This is a genomic window from Formosa agariphila KMM 3901, assembly GCF_000723205.1.
Classification (GTDB): Bacteria; Bacteroidota; Bacteroidia; order Flavobacteriales; family Flavobacteriaceae; genus Formosa; species Formosa agariphila.
Genome location: NZ_HG315671.1, coordinates 3,221,211 through 3,240,817 on the forward strand (window position 1 = coordinate 3,221,211; position 19,607 = coordinate 3,240,817).

Sequence of the window (19,607 nt, forward strand, 5' to 3'; positions counted from 1 at the left end):
ATACTATTACTTAATTGTGTTAATATAATGTAAATACAATTACGATTTGCTAATGTTTAACTTCTAACTCGTAGTAATTAACTTTTGCAAAGGCACCTTCATCTCTTGATTGGAAATAATTACCTGCTTTAAAATAATTCTCGAATACTCCCCATCTTTTCATGTGAATACTATCGTAAACAGCATATTCATTTTTATTTAAAATGACAACCATTTTTCCATCAGACACTTCCACCTCTAAGGTAAATTTACTAAAACCAACTTCTTGTTCGAACGTAAAACCTTTATCGTCGTCCCAAGCGTCTTTACCTAAAATTTCATTGTCACTTGCACTTAAGTTTTTAAGTTCTTTGGTTTTAACTCTAATTTTACCGTCTTGCCAATAAATTTTTAATATAGGTGGTGCATTATTGTCTTTCTGACCAATTAAGTCGCGTTGCTCGTTTGTTAATCGACCATGAATTTGCATGATGATTACTTTATGGTATTTACCGTCTGAAGATTTAGAAACATCTCCCATTTGTAATTTACCTTTCATATAAGCGCCGTCTGCAAACGTCCAGTTGGTATTATTATCTCCTGGTACCATTTGCTCCCTTAACTCGGATCTGGTATACTTTGTATTCGCTGTTGTAGCATCACTCGGAAAAGAATAAAAAACTAAAGCTCCAAGCGTAGAATCATTATACATATAAGGTAATAGCCTTTCGTCTGTAGCATAATCCAAAATCTCTGGCGGCTCTATATTCATAGCACTACCCTTATGATTAAGTTCTGGTGTGGTAACACTCCAATGACTTAAATCTATCTCTGGTAATTTGTATTTCTTTTTTTTCTTTCTCTTTTTGTCTTTTTTCTCGACTTTAGAGTTCGAATCTGCAGAGCTACTTGTCTTTTCTTGACAAGTAGCACTAACAGAAAGAAAAACTATTACTATTAATCCTAATATTTCTTTTCGAAAATTTTTCATTTCTTATGAATTAAAATCCAGGAGTAATAATATCAATATTATCAATAAATACTTCGTTACTACTATCTACAGCATTTAATGCTCTAGCATAAATTACGATAAAGTTTGAAGTTGCTTCAAATCTTACAGTACTTGTAGTAAAGGTATTATTACCTTCTGATGGTTTTTCTTCATTAAAATCGTTTGTAATATTAATGTAACCATCTGTAAATTCTTCAATACCTACTTCTGTAGTAATTTCAGTGTTTAATAAGAACACTTCAGTATTAATTCCAGGAGCTTCAGAACGTGTGTCTATAGTAAATGTATATTCAATTCCTGGCTCTACTGCAACAACTTGGTATAAACGACGTGAGCTGTCTGAAAACTTAACACTTCTTGTTTTTACTCCGTTTACATATGTACCATCACTAGATGAACCTGGTTGTTCGTTAGTTCCGTAAGTAGCATCGATATAATCGTTTAAATCTGAATTATACCAAAGCGCTCTATAAGGACTATCTATAGTTCCTAATACATCATCGTCTACAGTACTGTTAGGCGTCATATCCCATGCATCTGCATTGTCTCCAGTATTTACTGAGTACTCATCACAACTTCCATTTAAAACGATAGCTTTAAATGTAGGCTCGATACCTCCAACAGGAACGGCTTGTGTAATACTTTTAGATACACCAGCTTCGTTTGTAGTTGTTAATGTAACATCGTAAGTACCATCTGCAGCATAGGTGTGTGTTGGGTTTACTTCTGTAGAAGTAGCACCATCACCAAAATCCCAACTATGAGAAACGGCTAATACAGAGGCATCTGTAAAGGTTGCTGTTAAATCTGACGTGGTAAATGTAAAGTCTGGAATAGTAGATAATTGTAATCCTTCTATATTCTTACTTACAGAAATTTTGTAACCTAAATAGTTAGTAACTGTTAAAGTGGCTTGTACAGGATTTGCACTTGTATATACATGAACAGGATTGAATTCGAAATCCTCTTCTGTATCCTCTTCAGCATCCCAGCTTACACTTTCTCCGTCTCCAAAATCCCAAACAAGAGAACTTGCTCCAGATGTATGATTAGTAAAAGTTACCTCTGTATCTAAGATATCGAAATCGAAATCTGCATAAAGAGGAGAAACTTGTGAAGAATCTACTGCTATTAAACCGTCTGAACTTGTAGTACTAAGCTTTACATTATATAATCCTCCATCTTCGTAAGTGTAGTTTGGATTAGCTTCTGTAGAGGTATTACCATCTCCAAAATCCCAATCGTAACTTACTGCGTCTGTAGAATAACTTCTAAAAACAATAGATAATGTATTATCTGGATTAATACTTGTAGTAAAAAGCGTATTTGGTTGAATGTTATTTACATTACCTGTTGGTGGTTCGTATGGTTCGTAACCATCGTCGTAACATGACACTAGCCCCAAAAACATACAAAATAACACGACAAAGACACCTGTATTCTGTTTTTTAATTAATTTATTATTCATAATTCAATTGTTTTATTGTTTAACGGTTATATCGAAAGCATCTACTCTACTCTCAGTACCTGAATTTGTAATTAAGATAATTACCTTTTCTAAAGTACCAGCTTCAAAAGTAATTGCATTCTTTTTAAATACATCCTGTACACTGTCTGCGTTATCTTCTGTTCTAAAAGCTAAGATATTAGCTTCTAATTTAGCTTCTTGAATATCTTGTGCGTTTGGATTAACAATAGATACTGTAAGGTCTCCACTAGCTCCTGGAGGATCTAACGAACTGAAATAAGTTAATACATAAGTTGCACCTGGAGTAACATCTATTTCTTGGTACCCCACTCTAGACCCATCTGCAGGGAATTTAGCTGCTTGTATACCATCTGGTAAAATACCTTCTTCTGATTTAGAGTTAATTTGGAATACACTTCCCCATTTAGAACTACTTGGTGATCTCCAAGAATCCCTACCATCTCCAGTTCCGTCGAATAAGCTACCATCTTCAAAACTTGGCTCTCCAATTTCTGGAATAGCAATTGTTGGAACCGCTTGATTAACTACAATAACTTGCTCTGTATATGCAGATTTTCCAAGGTTATCTGTAACCGTTAAACCTAATGTATAGTCTCCTGGTCCTGGAAATTCAAAAATAACTTCTCTATCTTGTAAAGATCCTGCTGGTAATGCTTCAATCTCTGCTTCTAGAGCTGCAACATTAGCTCTAGTTTCATCAGAAATAGCTTCTTCTGCAGCTGCTAACTGTGCTTCTAAATCTGCTTTCTGAGCTTCTAACACGGCTAATTTTGCAGGGTCAGTTTCACAAGGTATCTTGTAATCTACTTTTGCAATTTCAGCTTCTATAGCAACAACAGTAGCTAACTGTCCTTCTATTTGAGCTTCTAAGATTGGCTTATCTTTATTAATTAAGGTTACATTTTCTGATGGAGTAACTGTCCATTCGTATTGTGTACCGTTTACTGCTAAATTAGAACCTGCTTGTAAAAAGTAATCGTAATTCGCTTCTAATTGAACATCGTTACAGTCGAATAATGAAGTTGAAACATCACTATAGCTGTAGAAGGGTTGTGGTCCAGTAAGGTCTGGTAAATCACCTACTTCTGGTAAATCATCACTAACACATCCAGTTAAAGACACTATTGCTGCACCTAGAACTATATATTTTAATTTAAACAAATGTTTTTTCATAATTTTTAGATTTTTAGTATCCGTCATTTTGAGTATAAAAATTAGGTAAATTATCTAATTCTCTTTGAGGGAAAGGAAGGTATTTCTTTTCACTTGTATAAAACAAACTATTACGATTTGAGTATTCTTGTAAAACTGCATCAGCTTCACCGAATCTAATTAAATCATAAAAACGTTGGTTTTCGTATACAAATTCTACTTGTCTTTCTGCTAATAAATCTGCTTTTGTAAGGTTTACAACTGGATCTAATCCTGCTCTTACTCTTACTTGATTAAATGCACTAATAGCTCTTTCGTCTGTAGTACTGTTACCTCCTGCTAAGATTGCTTCAGAATATAATAATAATACATCTGCATATCTTAATACGATCCAGTCGTTATCTCCAATTTCTCCATCTGTAGGGAATTTAGCGTTGAAAGTATCGTTAGTTTCTAAAGTAGGGTTATAAGAAATTGCATCTATACTACCGTAGAATCTTACTGGTTGTAATTCTGGAGTCATTACTTCTAAAAATTCGTTAGATGCAATGTTAACACCATTTGAAGGACCTTGTAAAGTCATTGCAAAACTAATAGACTCAGAATCTGTTTGTACTTGATCATCTAAAGCACTATCTGCTGTTACATAATTATCACTACTCACTAACTCGTAAGCAATAGAAAATATAACTTCATTGTTAATTTCTAATCCAGGATTGTTAGACCATGAACCATCTGGCACACCATCTGTAAATCCTCCAGAAATTTCGTTTCCAAATATGTTTCCATAATCTACGATTAAGTCTGCTATAGCTTCAGATTTGTCTTTACCAGTTCCATCAGTATATAATAAGTTATACTTATAAGAAGCACTATTATCTATTACAGATGCTAATAAAAGTTCTGCTTCTGTATAGTTAGGATTAGGTTGGCTTAAATACGCTTTTGCAGCAAAACAAATTGCAGCTCCAGAAGATGGTCTGTATCTGTTAGTTTCTGCTTCTTGTAAATATGCTATCGAGGTTTTAAAATCATCTATAATTTTTTCGTAAACTACAGCTGGATCTAATTGTGGATAGTTATAAGCTTCGTCTGCATTAATATCTAAAACAGTATCGATATAAGGAATATTCTCGTAAGCTCTTACTAAATTGAAATGACATAATGCTCTCATAAAGTAAGCTTCTCCAACAGTGTACTGTTGAGATTCTGGTGCTAAGAATTTATTATCGATAATTGTATTGGCGTGTTTAATAGTTGCCATGTTATTAGAATAATAAGTAGCAACATCACCATTATTAGGGTCGATATTAAAAGCATTAAATGCTGGATAGTTTCCATTTTCTGTATTGGCTCTAACATTGTCAGATCTCAATTCAGTTAGTAAAAATTCGTTAGCAGGAACTTTTTGATATGCATCTAAAATTCCGTTTGCCAACAATATAAACCCGTCATCTGTTTGAAGTAACTCTTCAATAGAAAGAGCTGTTGGGTTTGAAAGGTCAAGTTCTTCTTCGCAACTTGTAAATAATGCTACGAAAGAAAAACAAATTAATATGTTTCTATATAAATTCATCATGATTAATTATTTAAAATTGAAAGTTAAGACCTGCTGAAATAGTTCTAACAACTGGACCATCTCCTCTTTGATAACCTGCTGTTAATGGTGTGTTAGCATTATCTGATGTTTGACCAGCTGCTTCAGGATTAAATCCTTCATAATCACTAGCTGTAAAGAAAAGTAAATTCTCTCCAGATAAATAGAATCTTATTCTATCAATCTTGTACTTAGATGTAAAAGATTCTGGTAATGTATAACCAATTGTTACGTTTCTTAAAGCTACGAAAGATGCGTCTTGAATATGATCGTCTGTATATCTTCTGTTTACTGTTAAATCTCTATCTGGGAAGTTAGACACTTCGTTTACAGCAGACTCACTTGCATAATACAACTGATCTAAATCTGCTACTCTTACTTCTCCTCCTTGAGACCCTTGTAACTGTAACGCGAAGTCGAAGTCGTAGAATCTAATATCTGTATTTAATCCCCAGTTAAAATCTGGATAAGGATTACCAATTTCTGTTCTATCTTCATCATCAATAATACCGTCATTGTTTAAATCTTTTACATAAACATCTGCATAGTCGTTATTGAATCTGTTAAATGGATTGTCTACCCATTCTAATGGAATTTCTTTTTCGTAAACCCATCCGTAGAACGATGTAATTGGCTGACCATTTCTAGCGATAAATTCTGTTGGTCTTGTATCTTGATCAATTCTTGAAATGATTTGATCATTCTTACCTAAACTTACAACTTCGTTTCTGTTTAAAGAAAATTGTCCTGAAGCTCTCCAGCTGAAGTTTTCTGTAGAAATAATTCGAGTACTAACTTCGACTTCTACCCCTTCGTTTTTAACTTCTCCAAGGTTTTGTAAATAGTTGTCTGTTCCGTAAACTCCAGGTACAGGAGCAAAAAGAATTAAGTCTTTACTACTTCTTGTATAGTAATCTACTCCAAGAGTTACAATTCCTCTACCAAAAGTAACATCGATACCAGGGTTAAATTCTACTAATTGCTCCCATCCTAAATCTTGATTTGCTAATGTTACCGCTTTAACACCTGTTAAACCATTGTAACCAACAGTACTAAATGTTTCTTCGAATCTGTACAATGAGTTGAAGATGTTGCTATCTATTTCGTTAGATCCTGATATACCATAACTAGCTCTTAACTTTAAGAATGTTACAAAGTCGCTAGATGCTAAGAAATCTTCGTTAGATAAGATCCAACCTACAGAAGCTGCTGGGAAGAAACCAAATCTTGTGTTTGTTCCGAATCTTGTACTACCATCTGTACGAGCAGATAATTGTACTAAGTATTTTTCGTCGTAGTTATAATCAATTCTACCGAAGTATGATACTAATTTATCTGTACCATTATCTGTAAAAGTGGTTCCACCGTCTGCAAGTGCAATGTTGTTATTGAAGTCGTTTGTATATCCTACAGCTTCAGATTCTTGAGTATAAAATTCTCTTTGTGTATATTCAAATCCAAATACTGAATTAATATCATGTTTTCCAAGAGAAGTGTTGTACTTAAGAAGTGATTCTACAGCATATTGGTTTAATTCGTCTCTAGACTCTAAACGGAAAGATTCTTGATCTCTGTTTTCTTGTCCATATAAATAATCTGCATTATTAGATTTATTATGTCTGAATACTCCAGAAATACCTTGTCTAAAACTTAAACCTTTTGCTAGTTTAAAGTCGATATAAGCAGATGTATTTAAACTTAACTTTTTAGTTAATCTTGATCGCTCTAAGTAATGTACTAAAGGGTGTACGTTTTTAGTAGTAGATAATGTTAATCCTCCAGAAGTTAAACCACTAGTAACAGGAAGACCTGTAGCTGGATCTCTTAAAATGCTTCTTGGATCGTTTGGATCTTGTGTAAACACGTGATCAAATGCTCTTGAGAATCCGTAGCTTCCAACCCCTAAGTTTTCAAATAATTTACCTGCATCTGTAGATACACCTGGCTCTGTAGAGAATGGCGTAACGTAAGGCATATGCTCTTCAGTTAAATAAAGTGGTAAGTGTCCGTATTGTCTAAGTGGATCTGTAAATCTTGTTGGTACTCTAACTTGATCATTATAGTTTACACCTAAATTAGCTCCAAACTTAATTTTCTTGTTTTTAGATTTACTATCAACTTTAATTCTTGCATTGTATTTCTTAAAATTATCTGTTAACACAACTCCTTCGTCTTCTAAGAAACCTAAAGATGCTGTATAACTAGTTAAGTCTGTTCCACCTCTAACGGCTAAAGAGTGGTTTCTAATAAAACCACCATCGAAAATTTCGTCTTGCCAGTTTGTTTCTCCACCTCCTAAAGAAGCAATAAAGTCCATAGCTTCTAACTCAGCATATGCACTATTGTAATATCTATTAATATCGTCGTATCTTGGACTTGAAGTAGGAATAGCACTTACTTGATCTTGTAAACCATTCAATCTATTTCTTTCGTCATTAATAGTAGTATTAAAGTTATCGTTATTAGTTGTGTACTTATAACCAGTAAACGTGTTATAAGAGAAAGACGTTTTTCCAGCAACACCTTCTTTAAGTGTTACTAAAATAACTCCATTTGCACCACGAGAACCGTAAATAGCAACAGAAGATGCATCTTTTAACACACTTAAAGATTCAATGTTGTTATTATCAATTGAACCTAAGATATCTGCATCAGACCCCATTACAACACCATCTACCACGATTAATGGAGATGACGAACCTGTAATTGAACCAGGCCCTCTCATTGTGATTTTTGGATCCCCACCAGCTTCAGAAGAAACTGTTTGAATTCTTAAACCTGCAACCTTTCCCTGAAGTGCGTCTTCAACACGCGACACAGAACGGTCTACAATTTCTTTAGAATCAACCTTAGTTAAGGCACTTGTAATGTTTTTCTCTTTTTGGTCTCCATAACCAATAATTACAACCTCATCTAGTTTTGCAACATCTTCTGCTAAAGAGATATTTACTGTTGCGCTCCCATCTAAAATTTTCTTTTGAGATACATAACCAATGTAAGAGAATTGTAAAACCTCTCCTTGATCCGCTTTAATTTCATAATTCCCGTCAAAATCGGTAGACGCCCCTCGTGTTGTTCCTACAACAAGGACATTTGCCCCCGGTATTGGAATACCCTGAGCATCTGAAACGACCCCTGACACAACATCCTGAGCAAACAAGGCAGTGTTTACCAACAGAACTACATACAATACTAATTGTTTTTTAAAATTCATTTGTTGTTGTTTTTAATAATAAATAATTAGAATTTTTTAAGACTAGTAACTCTCCACTTTCATTTAAAAAACACCGAAACCTCGTTAAACTTTTACTTTTCAAAATTGGATTGGACTATTTTGATATAGTAGAAGATTTTTCATAGCAACCTTAATACCTTCAGCGCTACTAGAAGCTTAAAACAAAATCGGGATAGTAAATCCGACCTTATTAAAATGACCTTTAAAATCAGTAAAAAATGAACTAATCAATTTGAATTTGTTTGAAAAAACCAGTTTGGTTAACCAGATTGGTTTTCCAAATTGGTCGACCAAAGATATATTAATTAAATGTTAAATAAAAATAATACCGCAAAAAAAAGCGCTTAATAATATCAAATATTAAAAAGCGCTTTTTAAAAACGGTACATTTCTTAAAACCAGAAATATAGCCTATATTTTTTTATAGAAATACGATCTATAAATTCTCATGATTTACGTTAAAAAAACGCATTTATGTTAACATATATTTCACAACTAGTATTCTTATTTCAATTATTCCAGAATACTCGCATAAAGCGGATTTTATTAACATTTAATACAATACATTCTAATTTAATTTTGCAATAATCTCCGAGCGATTTACCCATTAAGTCTGCTATTAAAATATATTATAATTCACGATTTATAACATTATTTTATTGTTTTTTAAAATAACTTACTCCTGTCCAAGAGTAAGTTTTAGAATTAAGATTTAATTCGTGTTTTTTAGTTTTAGAAGCATCTGAATTTGACATGATAAATACAAACTCATCGCCATTTAACATTGTTATTTGAATGGCAGAATAGTCTACACTACTTTTTAAAACACTTAGTTTTGAGATGCTTGAAAACGCCCCTTCAGAAAGTTCACTTACTGTACTATATTTTCCATGTGTTTCTAAAACAGAAGCGAATAATGCACTATCTGTATTTTTTCTTACAATAAACACAGGGTCTGGTCTTAAGTTATACTCAGGGTCGTTAGCACCTATGCGCCCGAATATTAATTTATCGGCTTCAGACGTCGCTGTTGTATGCGTAAAGAACGTATTATGACTTCTCCAAGTTAATGCCGCTTCTCCAGTTTTAGAACTTCCTTCTCCCTCTTTCCATAAGTGTTGGTATCCGTGATCTTTACCTAAGGTAGAAAGCGTATCGTACTTATTATAAACGAAATTTGTCGAAATCACTTGTCCTAAATAATAGAATGGTAAGTCGAATTGGTGTTTCTTATCAGAAGTTACTTGCATTAGATCTAAAACCACTGGCTGCTCAAAACTCGCGTTATTTAACATAACCGTGGTACGCTGCATTACCGTTCCTGGATATGCGTTAAGCTCTTTTGCACTTGAAATTTGAACATCTGGATTTTCTACATCAAACACATACATATCTGAATGATGCAGACTTCCTACATCGTACTTCCCACCAAAATGAGATGTTTCGTCTTGTACTATTGTATTATGCGCAATAGTTTGTTTTGCCCATGTTTTGTTTTCTTTTAAATATCCACCACCATTTTTTTGTTCAACATTTACAAAACGAGCTAATCCGTAGTCTTGTAAAACTTCATGACCTTCATGAAACAAAGAAATAGATAATTTATCGTAGTGTCCGTGACTTAATCCTTGAGCTGCATTTTTACCTACAAGTGTTAAGGCATCGTTTTTAGTTGAACGCAAAATTGAAATTGCACCCTGATCACCATCGGCACCATCTCGTAACAAAATAGATTTCTTTTCGAAAGGTTTTGCTTTACCATCGCGAATATCCATAGCAACGGCTAAACCTGTTTGGTCTAATTGTACACGACCTTGTTCTTGTGCAATACTTAATAATCTAGGATCTCTATCGCCATAGTAATATGCTATATCTAAAGCAGATACTAAAGATGAAGTGTAGTAAGACATTCCTTTTTGAGAATCATTTAATGCGAAAAACTCACCGTCTTTATCGGTTAAATTCATTAATGCATCTACACCTTTTAATAACACCCCATTTTTATGTTCGAATGGTTTTACTTCTGGTTTTACATTTTGTAATGCTTCACCAAAAATCATGAATGGGTACATCGCGTAACGCTGATAATATGCTCCTTCGGTATAATATCCATCAGGTGAAAATGGCTCTTCTAAGTTTGCTAAGAAACCAGCTTTTTGTCCTTCAACAAAAATATCTCCACCATCGTTATCTTTACCTGCGTCTAATTTTAATCCTTTAATACCGTATAACGCTCTATCAATTAAAGCCTCATCATCCATAACTAAAGCAATCATTCCAACAGCAACGTTACCCCATGTACTATGGTTATGTATTCTATTAAAATACTGAGGCGTCTCTATAGATAAGAAATCTGCCATTGGCTTAAATAAATTCTTCTCAAGGTATTTAACTTCTTTTTTCGATAAGAAATTATACACACAATCGTAAGCTTGGCTAGTATATACCAACCAAACCGAATCGTTTAAACACTGCCAGAATAATTTTCCTCTAGCATAAGATCGTTCTTGTGGGTGTCTTGGCAAACCTGGAAACATTTTTGCATATTCCATTAGCATATCACGCACATAAATGGCATATTTTTCGTCACCAAGAATCTGATATAATACACCAGCTTCCTGCATGGTTAAATAATTTAATTTATGCTGTTCGTGTGTATAGCCTCCTGCCATATCTTTTGGCACAGGAACATCGATACCCTTAAGAATTTGGGCATCTACTTTTTCTTTAACCTGAGCTAAAGTCGCATCAAATAAAGGGACATTTCCTAATTGTGCTTTAATATCTTTAACGCCTTGTTGGGTTAAAATTAAGTTTGGGTGTTCTTGAGAAAATCCATGTTGCGCTATAAGCACACAACAGATAAAAAAGATGTTTTTTAGCATGTTTGTTCGTTCGTTTGTTATTATTTATTTTATAATTCCTAAATCCTTACCATTTACGCCTTTCCCTTTTAAAGGAGAATCGTTAGACAGTTCGAATGTGTCAGTATTGGAGAATTTTGGGTCTACAGCAATACTATTTGCTACTGTATATTTTTGATCTCCGGTAACCCGCATTGCATCTACTTTATAGAAATTGTTATTGCGTATATTTACAATTGGTTCCCCTACAACCAAATGCATTTCTACAGGTTTTGTATTATTAAAAATATTATTTTCTATACGGTTTGCTTGCACGCCATATAAAGATAAAGCTGCATTGTATTTATTTTTCTTACCAAAACCTACATGATTAATTACATTATTTTCCATCTCTAAAAATGGTCCTAATGTACTTTCGTCTGTTCCTCCTCTATACAATCTTAATGCCACACCTTGAACATCTGTAAGAATATTATTCTTCATAATAACATACTCGGCGTTGTAAGCACCAATATCATCTGTCTCTGCGTCTAATGCCGCAATGTGTCCAGTGATGTTTTTAAATTTTGAATTTTGAATGCTTATTGTATCGGCAAAAGTCCCTTTACCTACGCGTAACACATCAAAAGAATGGTTAACAATTAAATCTTCAAAATCACAGCCGTCTATAAACAACTTATAGTTTTCTGTCATTGATTTTTTACTCGTACTTATAACAGCATTTCCTGCATAATCTGGAGAACTTGCCCCATTAAATTTTAAATTCTCTAAAGACAAACTTCCTCCGTTTTCTATTTCGAAAGCCATCATGCGTTCAAATAAAATGATTGCTTTTTCTTTTCCTGAAGATTTAAAGGTTAGCGGATGCTTAACTTTAGCCGATTTGGTTAATACATAAGTTTCTCCCGAAGTTAATTCGATAACATCACCAGGATTAGAATGTGCCGTTGCAAACGATAAGGTATTAATTCCCGGCTCTACAGCAATGGTTTGTCCTGAATTTAACGCTATGGTTTTATCGTCTTTAGAATACCAAGTGGTTCCTGTATTGTCTTTCGTTCCGATTTTATCACTAATTACAATCGGATTTTTTATTTGATCTGAAGTCGGTATTAAAAATCCTTGATTGTTTTTTACCAATTTAAGATTAACAGGTGTAAATCCGCTAGCGATATCGGTATTAATATTCTCCCCTACTATATTGTCATGAAAAGAAATTCCGCTAACATCATCGAAAGCTGTAAATATATTGTCTTTATGGTCATGGTAAAAAATGTTGCCTGAAATTTCTGTAGATGTTGGTGGTGCGCTACGCTCTTCGTCGCTTCCTGCACAGAATAATATATTGTCGCAATTTACGTAAGTGTTGTTTAACAACTTACTATTCATAACTGGCATATACCGATTTGGTGTCGAATTTGGCACACCATTCATAACAACAAATGCACCTCTAAAACGATATCCTGTTACGCCAAATAAATAATTATTTCTAACAATCTGATCTTCGTTTATAATTCTAATCCCACCAGTATTTGGCTTATTGTTTCCTAAAAACACGTTGCCTTCTACTAAGGTTTCATTTCCATGACGCATGGTTAACGTTCCTGTACATTCAAAAAACGTATTGTATCTGTAAATGTTATTGGCAGATTTACTAGAAACCGTTTCTATCTCTCCGTTACATCTATCGAAATAATTAGATTCTACTACAGTACCAGAATTTTCTAATGCGTGATGACTTGTACCAATACGCAATGTTTCTCCACCGTTATTTCCAAAAGTTGGACGTGGGCCAAAATAATTATGATCTATCTGGTGATTATTTTCTACACTGCCTTTAGTATCTAATCCAACAATCATGGTAACACCCAAGTTCTTTTTACCAACAATGTGATTATGATCTAAGCGATTGTTTTTTCCGTAAATGGTAACCCAATAATCTTGAACATGACGTTCTGGATTATTAAAATTATCGATTACACATTCTGTTAAACGACAATTGTTAGCCAATTCTTCTCTATTTTTTCTGAATGAAATTACAGCATTGGTTGGTGTATATCCATTTTTAAAAACCAGCCCTTTAATAATTAAATTTTCCCCTGCGATTTGAAGATTAGATCGCCCCTCTAATGTCACTTTACCTTTTTCTTCTACAGTAAGCGTAATTGGGTGTTCTGCTGTTCCTTTGGCATCGAAAACCAATTCAGTATCGTTCCAAACTCCATTTGCCAGAATAATCTCGTCGCCTGGTTTGGCATTAGCAACTGCAGTGTTAAACATCTCTACATCTGTCACTAAATTGTTTGCTTTATCTTGATTTTTACAAGATATAAATAAGAAACTCCCGGTTATAATAAGGACCAAAAAGCAGTTAAAAAAGACCTTAGACTCTCGTTTTATCATTGTAGTTTGTTTGTTATATAACTGGTTAACCAATTTGGTGTACCAAAAGTATTGATTTTTTTACGATTACAAAAGTTAAATCATAATAATTAATGAATTTGATAAAATCATGAAACAAAATAGTTTAAATGTTGAAGAAAAAGTAAGAACTAGTGATTTTTATCATATTTTATCTCAAAAAAATCATAAAGCATTGAAATCAATTTAGACCATACCTTTAGTATAAATAACCGATTTTCCATATCAGAGATATTAAGGCTACAAATCAAAAAAACATTACATCAGAAAACTTTTAAATCTTAAACCAGACCTAATATAGATGTTTTATAAATGAATTTAGGAAGCAGTAATTCCGTTTCTAAATCATTTTTTTAGATTGTAGTATTCTAGTTTTAGAAAACTCACTTAAATCGACCGCATAAATATTTGGTGAAGGCGTCGTTTGGTAATATACTTCTGTACTACCTCCAACAATATATAAGACTCCGTAAATACAAAAAAGCGAAGCTGCTTTTAAATTTAATCGAATATCATATTCATTTAAAACTTTAGTATCTACATTATAAGTTAGAAATCTACCATTATTAAACATGTAAATAATATTATTAGACACGGTTAAACTGGGGTTTTCAATACCGTAAAATAAATTACCTTCTGCGTTCCAAATTCCAGTTTCTAGATTATAAGATTCAATTGCTTTTAGTATACCGCCATTAAAACCTCCTATTAAAAAGATTTTATTCTTAACCAAAACACCTTGAACCTCCTTTGGTGTTGTCATGTTTTTTAACGCATACCAATATCCAGAAGTAATATTATAAATGAATGATTTATTGCTATACATTTTATCACCATTTGAGTTCTGCTTATTAGAACCGCCCATAACAATAATATTATTCTGATAAGCGACCGAAGTAAAATTAATGGCTTGATGGGGATAGGTATTATCTACCTCTAAGACATTAGTCTCTAGATCAAAAACTTCAATTTTATTTTCTAAATATTCTGTGTTTTGACTATTCGATAAAGATTTTCCTCCCAATACATATACTTTATTATCTATAGCCACGACATTGTGATAAGCACGTTTTCTAAAATTTAAATCTGAAACAATAACAGTATCATTTTCGGTATCGTAAACTTGTAATTTATCACTATAATGCTTCCAAATAAGCTCGGGTTTACTGACATTCTTAAACAACTCGCCTATAGATTCAGATTCTTGGAGCGCCCGTTTTTTAACATCATCTTTTATAGTCTTATCTCCACCAATTACGTAAATTTTATCATCTACAAGTGTTGCTCCAAAATGATGAATACTTTCCTTTAACGTTCCTATTTTTTTAAACTGCAAAGCGTCTTGTAAATCAAGTTCAGAATATACCACAACCTCATCTAGTTCTTCATTAATTTTAGATAAAAAGACGATATAGTTTAAAGATTTTAATTGCTTTAGCGTGTAATTTTCGGTCGCATAACCAACACTAGAAAATGAAATAAAATCTGTTTCTGAGGCTTTTATAATCTGTAATTCAAACTTTCCATTATTATTTGTACTCGTTCCTTTAGCAGACGTTTTATAATATACGTTTACATGCTCTAGAGGCATGTTGGTATCCCTATCAAGCACAGTCCCTTTAATATTTTGGGCTGTTAGTGTAACTACTAAAAAAAACAATACAAAAGCGAATCTCATTTAAGCGTTTATAAATTTATAATACATAAAATAAAATTACGTACCGAGCCATAAATCTACTAAAATACTTTTATAAAAGGTTTAAGCAAATCTATTAACACCTCTAAGAATATATAATGGAATTTATAGGAATAGCACTGTTGATTAGATTTTTTATAAAACCGACAAACAACATGATTATCGTCATGTTAAAACCATATATTTTTATTTATTTTTACGTTTACTTTATAATTCTAAAAACAATAGAAATGAGAAAACTACTTTTTATAGTCTTAGCCATGTGTATTATTGGTTGTGGCAAAAAAGAAGAAAAGAAAACTTTTGAATACGCACCAAAAGCGACTAAAACAAATGATGTACCAGCACAGACTGAAGAAAAAGTTTCTTATGAAGATCTTGTCGATTTAGAAAACAAAGGTATTGGTCCTATTAAAAATGTGGATTTAAATGAAATTATAGACCAAGATTTAGCAAAAAAGGGAGAGCGTTATTTTAACATGACCTGTGTGGGGTGCCACAAAACAGACCGCAGATTTATTGGTCCTGCTTTAGGCGATATAACCGCTAAAAGAAGTCCAGAATGGATTATGAATATGACAATGAATACTGCCGAAATGATAAAAGAAGACCCGCTTGCAAAGGGTATTTTTGAAGAGTATGATAAAGCCCCAATGGTTACAGCTCCCGTAAACGAAACAGACGCTAGAGCCATATTAGAATATTTAAGAACCTTAAACCCTTAACTAAAAAAAATAGCTGTAATTAATCTAAGACTTGGTTTTTACGTTGTATTCTAAAACAACGTTCCTGACCTAAATACAATGGATCGCCATGTTTCTCAGACCAAAATCCATCTAAAATATCTGGAGTTATACAGCGATAGATAACAACTCCCTTATATTTAGTACTCTCGTCGTTTAAATAATAAAAATTAACGACGAGAATATTATCTTTAAAAAAGCCAGTCCCAAATTGTTCCTGTTCGTTATTTATTACCCATTTTGCTAGAATACGATTATTTTCATCTAAAGACAATTGAAGCGTTCCTTTGTATTCTTGTTCGCTATCATCTTGGTTACGTCCTAAAATTGTGAACGTACCTACTAATTCTCCAATGGTCATAATTAAATTTTATAATAAACTGCATGACATATTTGTTATGCCTTAAATAGACCAACAAAGATACGGTTAGAACGGCTTTAAAAACACTTAAATTATACGTCTTTTAAAGGTACAATCATTAAAGGTATTTTAGACTCTTCTAATAATTGCTCTGCTGTACTGCCCATAATGGCTCTATAGAAAAAACCATGTTCTTCATGACCTGTGATAATTAATTCAGCATTTAATTTTTCGGCAGACTTTAAAATGGTTTCTATTGTTGCGCCATCTACAAGTAAACCGTCTGCATCTACACCACGATCTGTCATGTTTTTAGAATACTCCTGAAGTTTACGATGCTCTGCTCTTAACTCATCTGCACGATCATTTCTTACTTCGTCTGGACCAACCCCATAACCAACAAAATCGGGATCAGGAGCTGCAATATGCATAATCCACAATTTGCTTTTAAACGCCAATGCCAACTCATAAGCCTTCTCTAACAACACTTTTTCTTTTCCATTAAAATCGATGGTAACTAAAATATTTTTCATGATAATCTCTTATAAATTCCACTACTCTAAGATACTAAACTTTCTACGCATTTGAAACTTAAAACAACTAAGCTATTGTTAATTACCCTTATCTATTAAAGACGATTATCGCTTTCCAGAATACGTCATAGCTTCTCCTCTACCAAAACCATAACTAAAACCAAGCGTGTAAAAGCGACCGCGTTCACTAGTCGTATTATTATAGTTATTTTCGTTTAAAATAGTACTTTCATAAAGTCTTGTTTCGAAAACATCTTTAACGGCAAAATTCATAACAACTTTACCTTTCAGAATTTTTTTACGAACACCTATATCTGCAAATCCAAAACCATGACTTGTACTTTGTACGGTTTCGTAGTCGGACTCATACTGACCAGTGATTTCTAAATCGAAATCGGCAGGTAATCCTATTTTTGTTGTTAACCTACCATTCCAACGCTCTCCGGTAAAATCGAAAGATTGTGTTTCGAACTCGCCTTTACGCTCAAAGTAATTAAAGTTAAAATCCCCATTAAAAGACAGCCAATTTAAAGGCGCATATTTTCCGTTTATTTCAAAACCAACAGCTCCATTTGTTCCTACGTTTACCGGTGTAGTAAGCGTTACATTATCTTGAAAAACAGACACACGTTCTACAACATCTGTAGTATATAGATAGAATACACTAGAATTTAAGGTTGCCTTTCCTATTTTAAAGATTCCTGTAATCTCGTATGAATTTGTGTATTCCGGTTGCAAATTCGGATTTCCTACTCGGATATTATAATTGTTTTTTATATTAAAAAACGGGTTTAAATCCCACAGACGTGGTCTAAAAATACGTTTAGAGTATCCTGCCTGAACAGAAAAGTTGTCGTTTATTTTATAAGAACTATGTAAGGTCGGAAAAAAATCTGTGTAAGTCTGATTGTTTTCTTCATTGGTATTGGTTAACAAAGTATATAGCTTAGTGTCTTCAACACGTAATCCCAGTTTTAGTCCCCAACGTTCGCCTTCGTATGCTCCTGTTCCATATACTCCAAACACCTTTTGATTATACTCGAAATCGTTAGTTAAATTTGGATTTACATTCCAAACTCCAGATTCAAATTCACGAACTTCATAATCGTTTCCAACATCGTTAATTAAATACTGTACTCCAGTTTCGATAGTTATACTTTCGGAAAGCGGATTTGTATAATCTAACTTAAACGTATAATCTGCTTGCTGAAACTCAGTTTCTGTTTGCTGATCTACATTTACAATATCTCCAAAGGTTGTGATATTTGTAAATTCTGATTCTTGATCTTTTCCGAAGAAACTTCCTAAAGCACTAAACAACAACGTATGCTCTTCGTTATTTTTAAATTCCTTTTTATAATTTAATTCGTATTGCCATTTCGGATTTGTAGCATCCGTGGTTTCTTCTCTATACCATTGAGAATCTAGAATTGAATTGTCGTATGAACTAAAATTAGTTTTAGATGGTTGATCTTCTATTTCGTAAGCAAAATTTCCTGAAAGCGTTAATACATTTAAATCGTTTATATGATAATCTGTTCCTAAAGTTAAGTTGAAGAAGGTTTCATTTCTGTACTCTGTCCCTTCACTAATTACACTAGAACCTGTTTCAAAATTTGTGTTTTCAGAAGTATTATCTCTTGGCAAAGAGCGGTACCCACCACCAAACTGGGTAAACAAATTAAACTTTTCTGTTCTGCGGTTTAAACTAACCCCAACACTATGATTATCTGGAATCCCTGTGTTTAACGAAATAGAACCATTCAGTCCTTTCTTATCTTCTTTCTTTAAAATAATATTTAAAATTCCAGCGGTTCCTTCGGCATCGTATTTCGCGGATGGGTTTGTAATTACCTCAATACGTTCAATCATGTCGGCTGTAATAGTTCCTAAAGCATTACTACTCTCGTCTGCGAGTACTGAAGGTTTTCCATCTATTAAAATTTGAACACCACTGTTACCTCTTAAACTCACCGCACCTTCAATATCTACATTAACCGATGGTACATTATTTAAAACCTCTAAAGCACTTACACCTGTACTGGCAATATCTTGCCCAACATTAAATACTTTTCGATCTAATTTAAATTGGGTTGAAGACACTTCTGCACGTACCAAAACTTCATCTAAAGATTGTGCGTCTTGCTCTAAATATATTGTTCCTAAATCGAGTTCTGAAGATGAGAAATCTAGACTTTTAAATGTCTGCGTTTTAAATCCTATAAAACTAATTTTAAGATAAACATCTTGAGAATCTGATTGTAAATTGAAAATTCCTTCTTCGTTAGTTGTAGTTCCCGTAATTGGTTTATCGGAAGTAGAATCGACCAAAACTACGGTAGCGTAAGGCACTGGATAATTGGTTGCCCGTTCGAGAACATGCCCTTTAATTTCTAAATCTTGAGCATAGATACAAGTACTAGTAATAAATAAGCAGAGAATAAGACACAGAGACCTCATACAAATTTCAGTTTTTTTTTAAAAATTATTGTTATTTGAATTAGTAAAAATAAGAACTAAAATAT

Annotated in this window: 12 protein-coding genes; 1 reads left to right on the forward strand and 11 read right to left on the reverse strand. The window is 33.2% G+C overall.

What is annotated here, in order from left to right:
• Window positions 1–49: 49 nt before the first annotated feature.
• The 8 genes from BN863_RS13440 to BN863_RS13475 all read right to left on the reverse strand — a co-directional run bounded on the left by BN863_RS13440 (window position 50) and on the right by BN863_RS13475 (window position 15,427).
• Window positions 50–970 (reverse strand): polysaccharide lyase family 7 protein, encoded by a 921-nt coding sequence (locus BN863_RS13440; protein WP_038531553.1) that lies wholly within the window; start codon window positions 968–970, stop codon window positions 50–52.
• Window positions 971–980: 10 nt separating this feature from the next.
• Window positions 981–2,459: a PKD domain-containing protein gene (locus BN863_RS18100; protein ID WP_051774819.1), complete on the reverse strand. Its 1,479-nt coding sequence runs from the start codon at window positions 2,457–2,459 to the stop codon at window positions 981–983.
• Window positions 2,460–2,471: 12 nt separating this feature from the next.
• Complete coding sequence (locus BN863_RS13450) at window positions 2,472–3,653, reverse strand: hypothetical protein (protein WP_242404035.1); 1,182 nt, start codon at window positions 3,651–3,653, stop codon at window positions 2,472–2,474.
• 13 nt (window positions 3,654–3,666) lie between these two features.
• A complete protein-coding gene (locus BN863_RS13455; RefSeq protein ID WP_038531559.1) occupies window positions 3,667–5,211 on the reverse strand; it encodes a RagB/SusD family nutrient uptake outer membrane protein in 1,545 nt (514 codons plus the stop codon).
• Between the two features lie 10 nt (window positions 5,212–5,221).
• Entirely contained in the window at window positions 5,222–8,443 is a 3,222-nt protein-coding gene (locus tag BN863_RS13460; protein ID WP_038531562.1) for a SusC/RagA family TonB-linked outer membrane protein, read from the reverse strand.
• Between the two features lie 677 nt (window positions 8,444–9,120).
• Window positions 9,121–11,349, reverse strand: coding sequence for an alginate lyase family protein (locus tag BN863_RS13465; RefSeq protein WP_038531565.1), 2,229 nt, complete (start codon window positions 11,347–11,349; stop codon window positions 9,121–9,123).
• Window positions 11,350–11,373: 24 nt separating this feature from the next.
• Complete coding sequence (locus tag BN863_RS13470; RefSeq protein WP_051774969.1) at window positions 11,374–13,731, reverse strand: polysaccharide lyase 6 family protein; 2,358 nt, start codon at window positions 13,729–13,731, stop codon at window positions 11,374–11,376.
• 358 nt (window positions 13,732–14,089) lie between these two features.
• Window positions 14,090–15,427, reverse strand: coding sequence for a Kelch repeat-containing protein (locus BN863_RS13475; RefSeq protein ID WP_038531568.1), 1,338 nt, complete (start codon window positions 15,425–15,427; stop codon window positions 14,090–14,092).
• A gap of 248 nt (window positions 15,428–15,675) precedes the next feature.
• Here BN863_RS13475 and BN863_RS13480 point away from each other — a divergent pair, with 248 nt between their 5' ends.
• Entirely contained in the window at window positions 15,676–16,170 is a 495-nt protein-coding gene (locus BN863_RS13480) for a c-type cytochrome (protein WP_038533651.1), read from the forward strand.
• Between the two features lie 19 nt (window positions 16,171–16,189).
• Here BN863_RS13480 and BN863_RS13485 read toward each other — a convergent pair whose 3' ends face one another.
• From BN863_RS13485 to BN863_RS13495, 3 genes are all read right to left on the reverse strand, one after another.
• A complete protein-coding gene (locus BN863_RS13485; protein WP_038531571.1) occupies window positions 16,190–16,549 on the reverse strand; it encodes a hypothetical protein in 360 nt (119 codons plus the stop codon).
• A 92-nt stretch (window positions 16,550–16,641) separates the two neighbouring features.
• Window positions 16,642–17,082, reverse strand: coding sequence for a universal stress protein (locus tag BN863_RS13490; protein WP_038531575.1), 441 nt, complete (start codon window positions 17,080–17,082; stop codon window positions 16,642–16,644).
• Between the two features lie 105 nt (window positions 17,083–17,187).
• Window positions 17,188–19,542 carry an outer membrane beta-barrel family protein gene (locus tag BN863_RS13495; RefSeq protein ID WP_038531577.1) on the reverse strand — a complete coding sequence of 785 codons (2,355 nt, stop codon included), beginning with the start codon at window positions 19,540–19,542 and terminating at the stop codon, window positions 17,188–17,190.
• Between the last annotated feature and the right edge of the window lie 65 nt (window positions 19,543–19,607).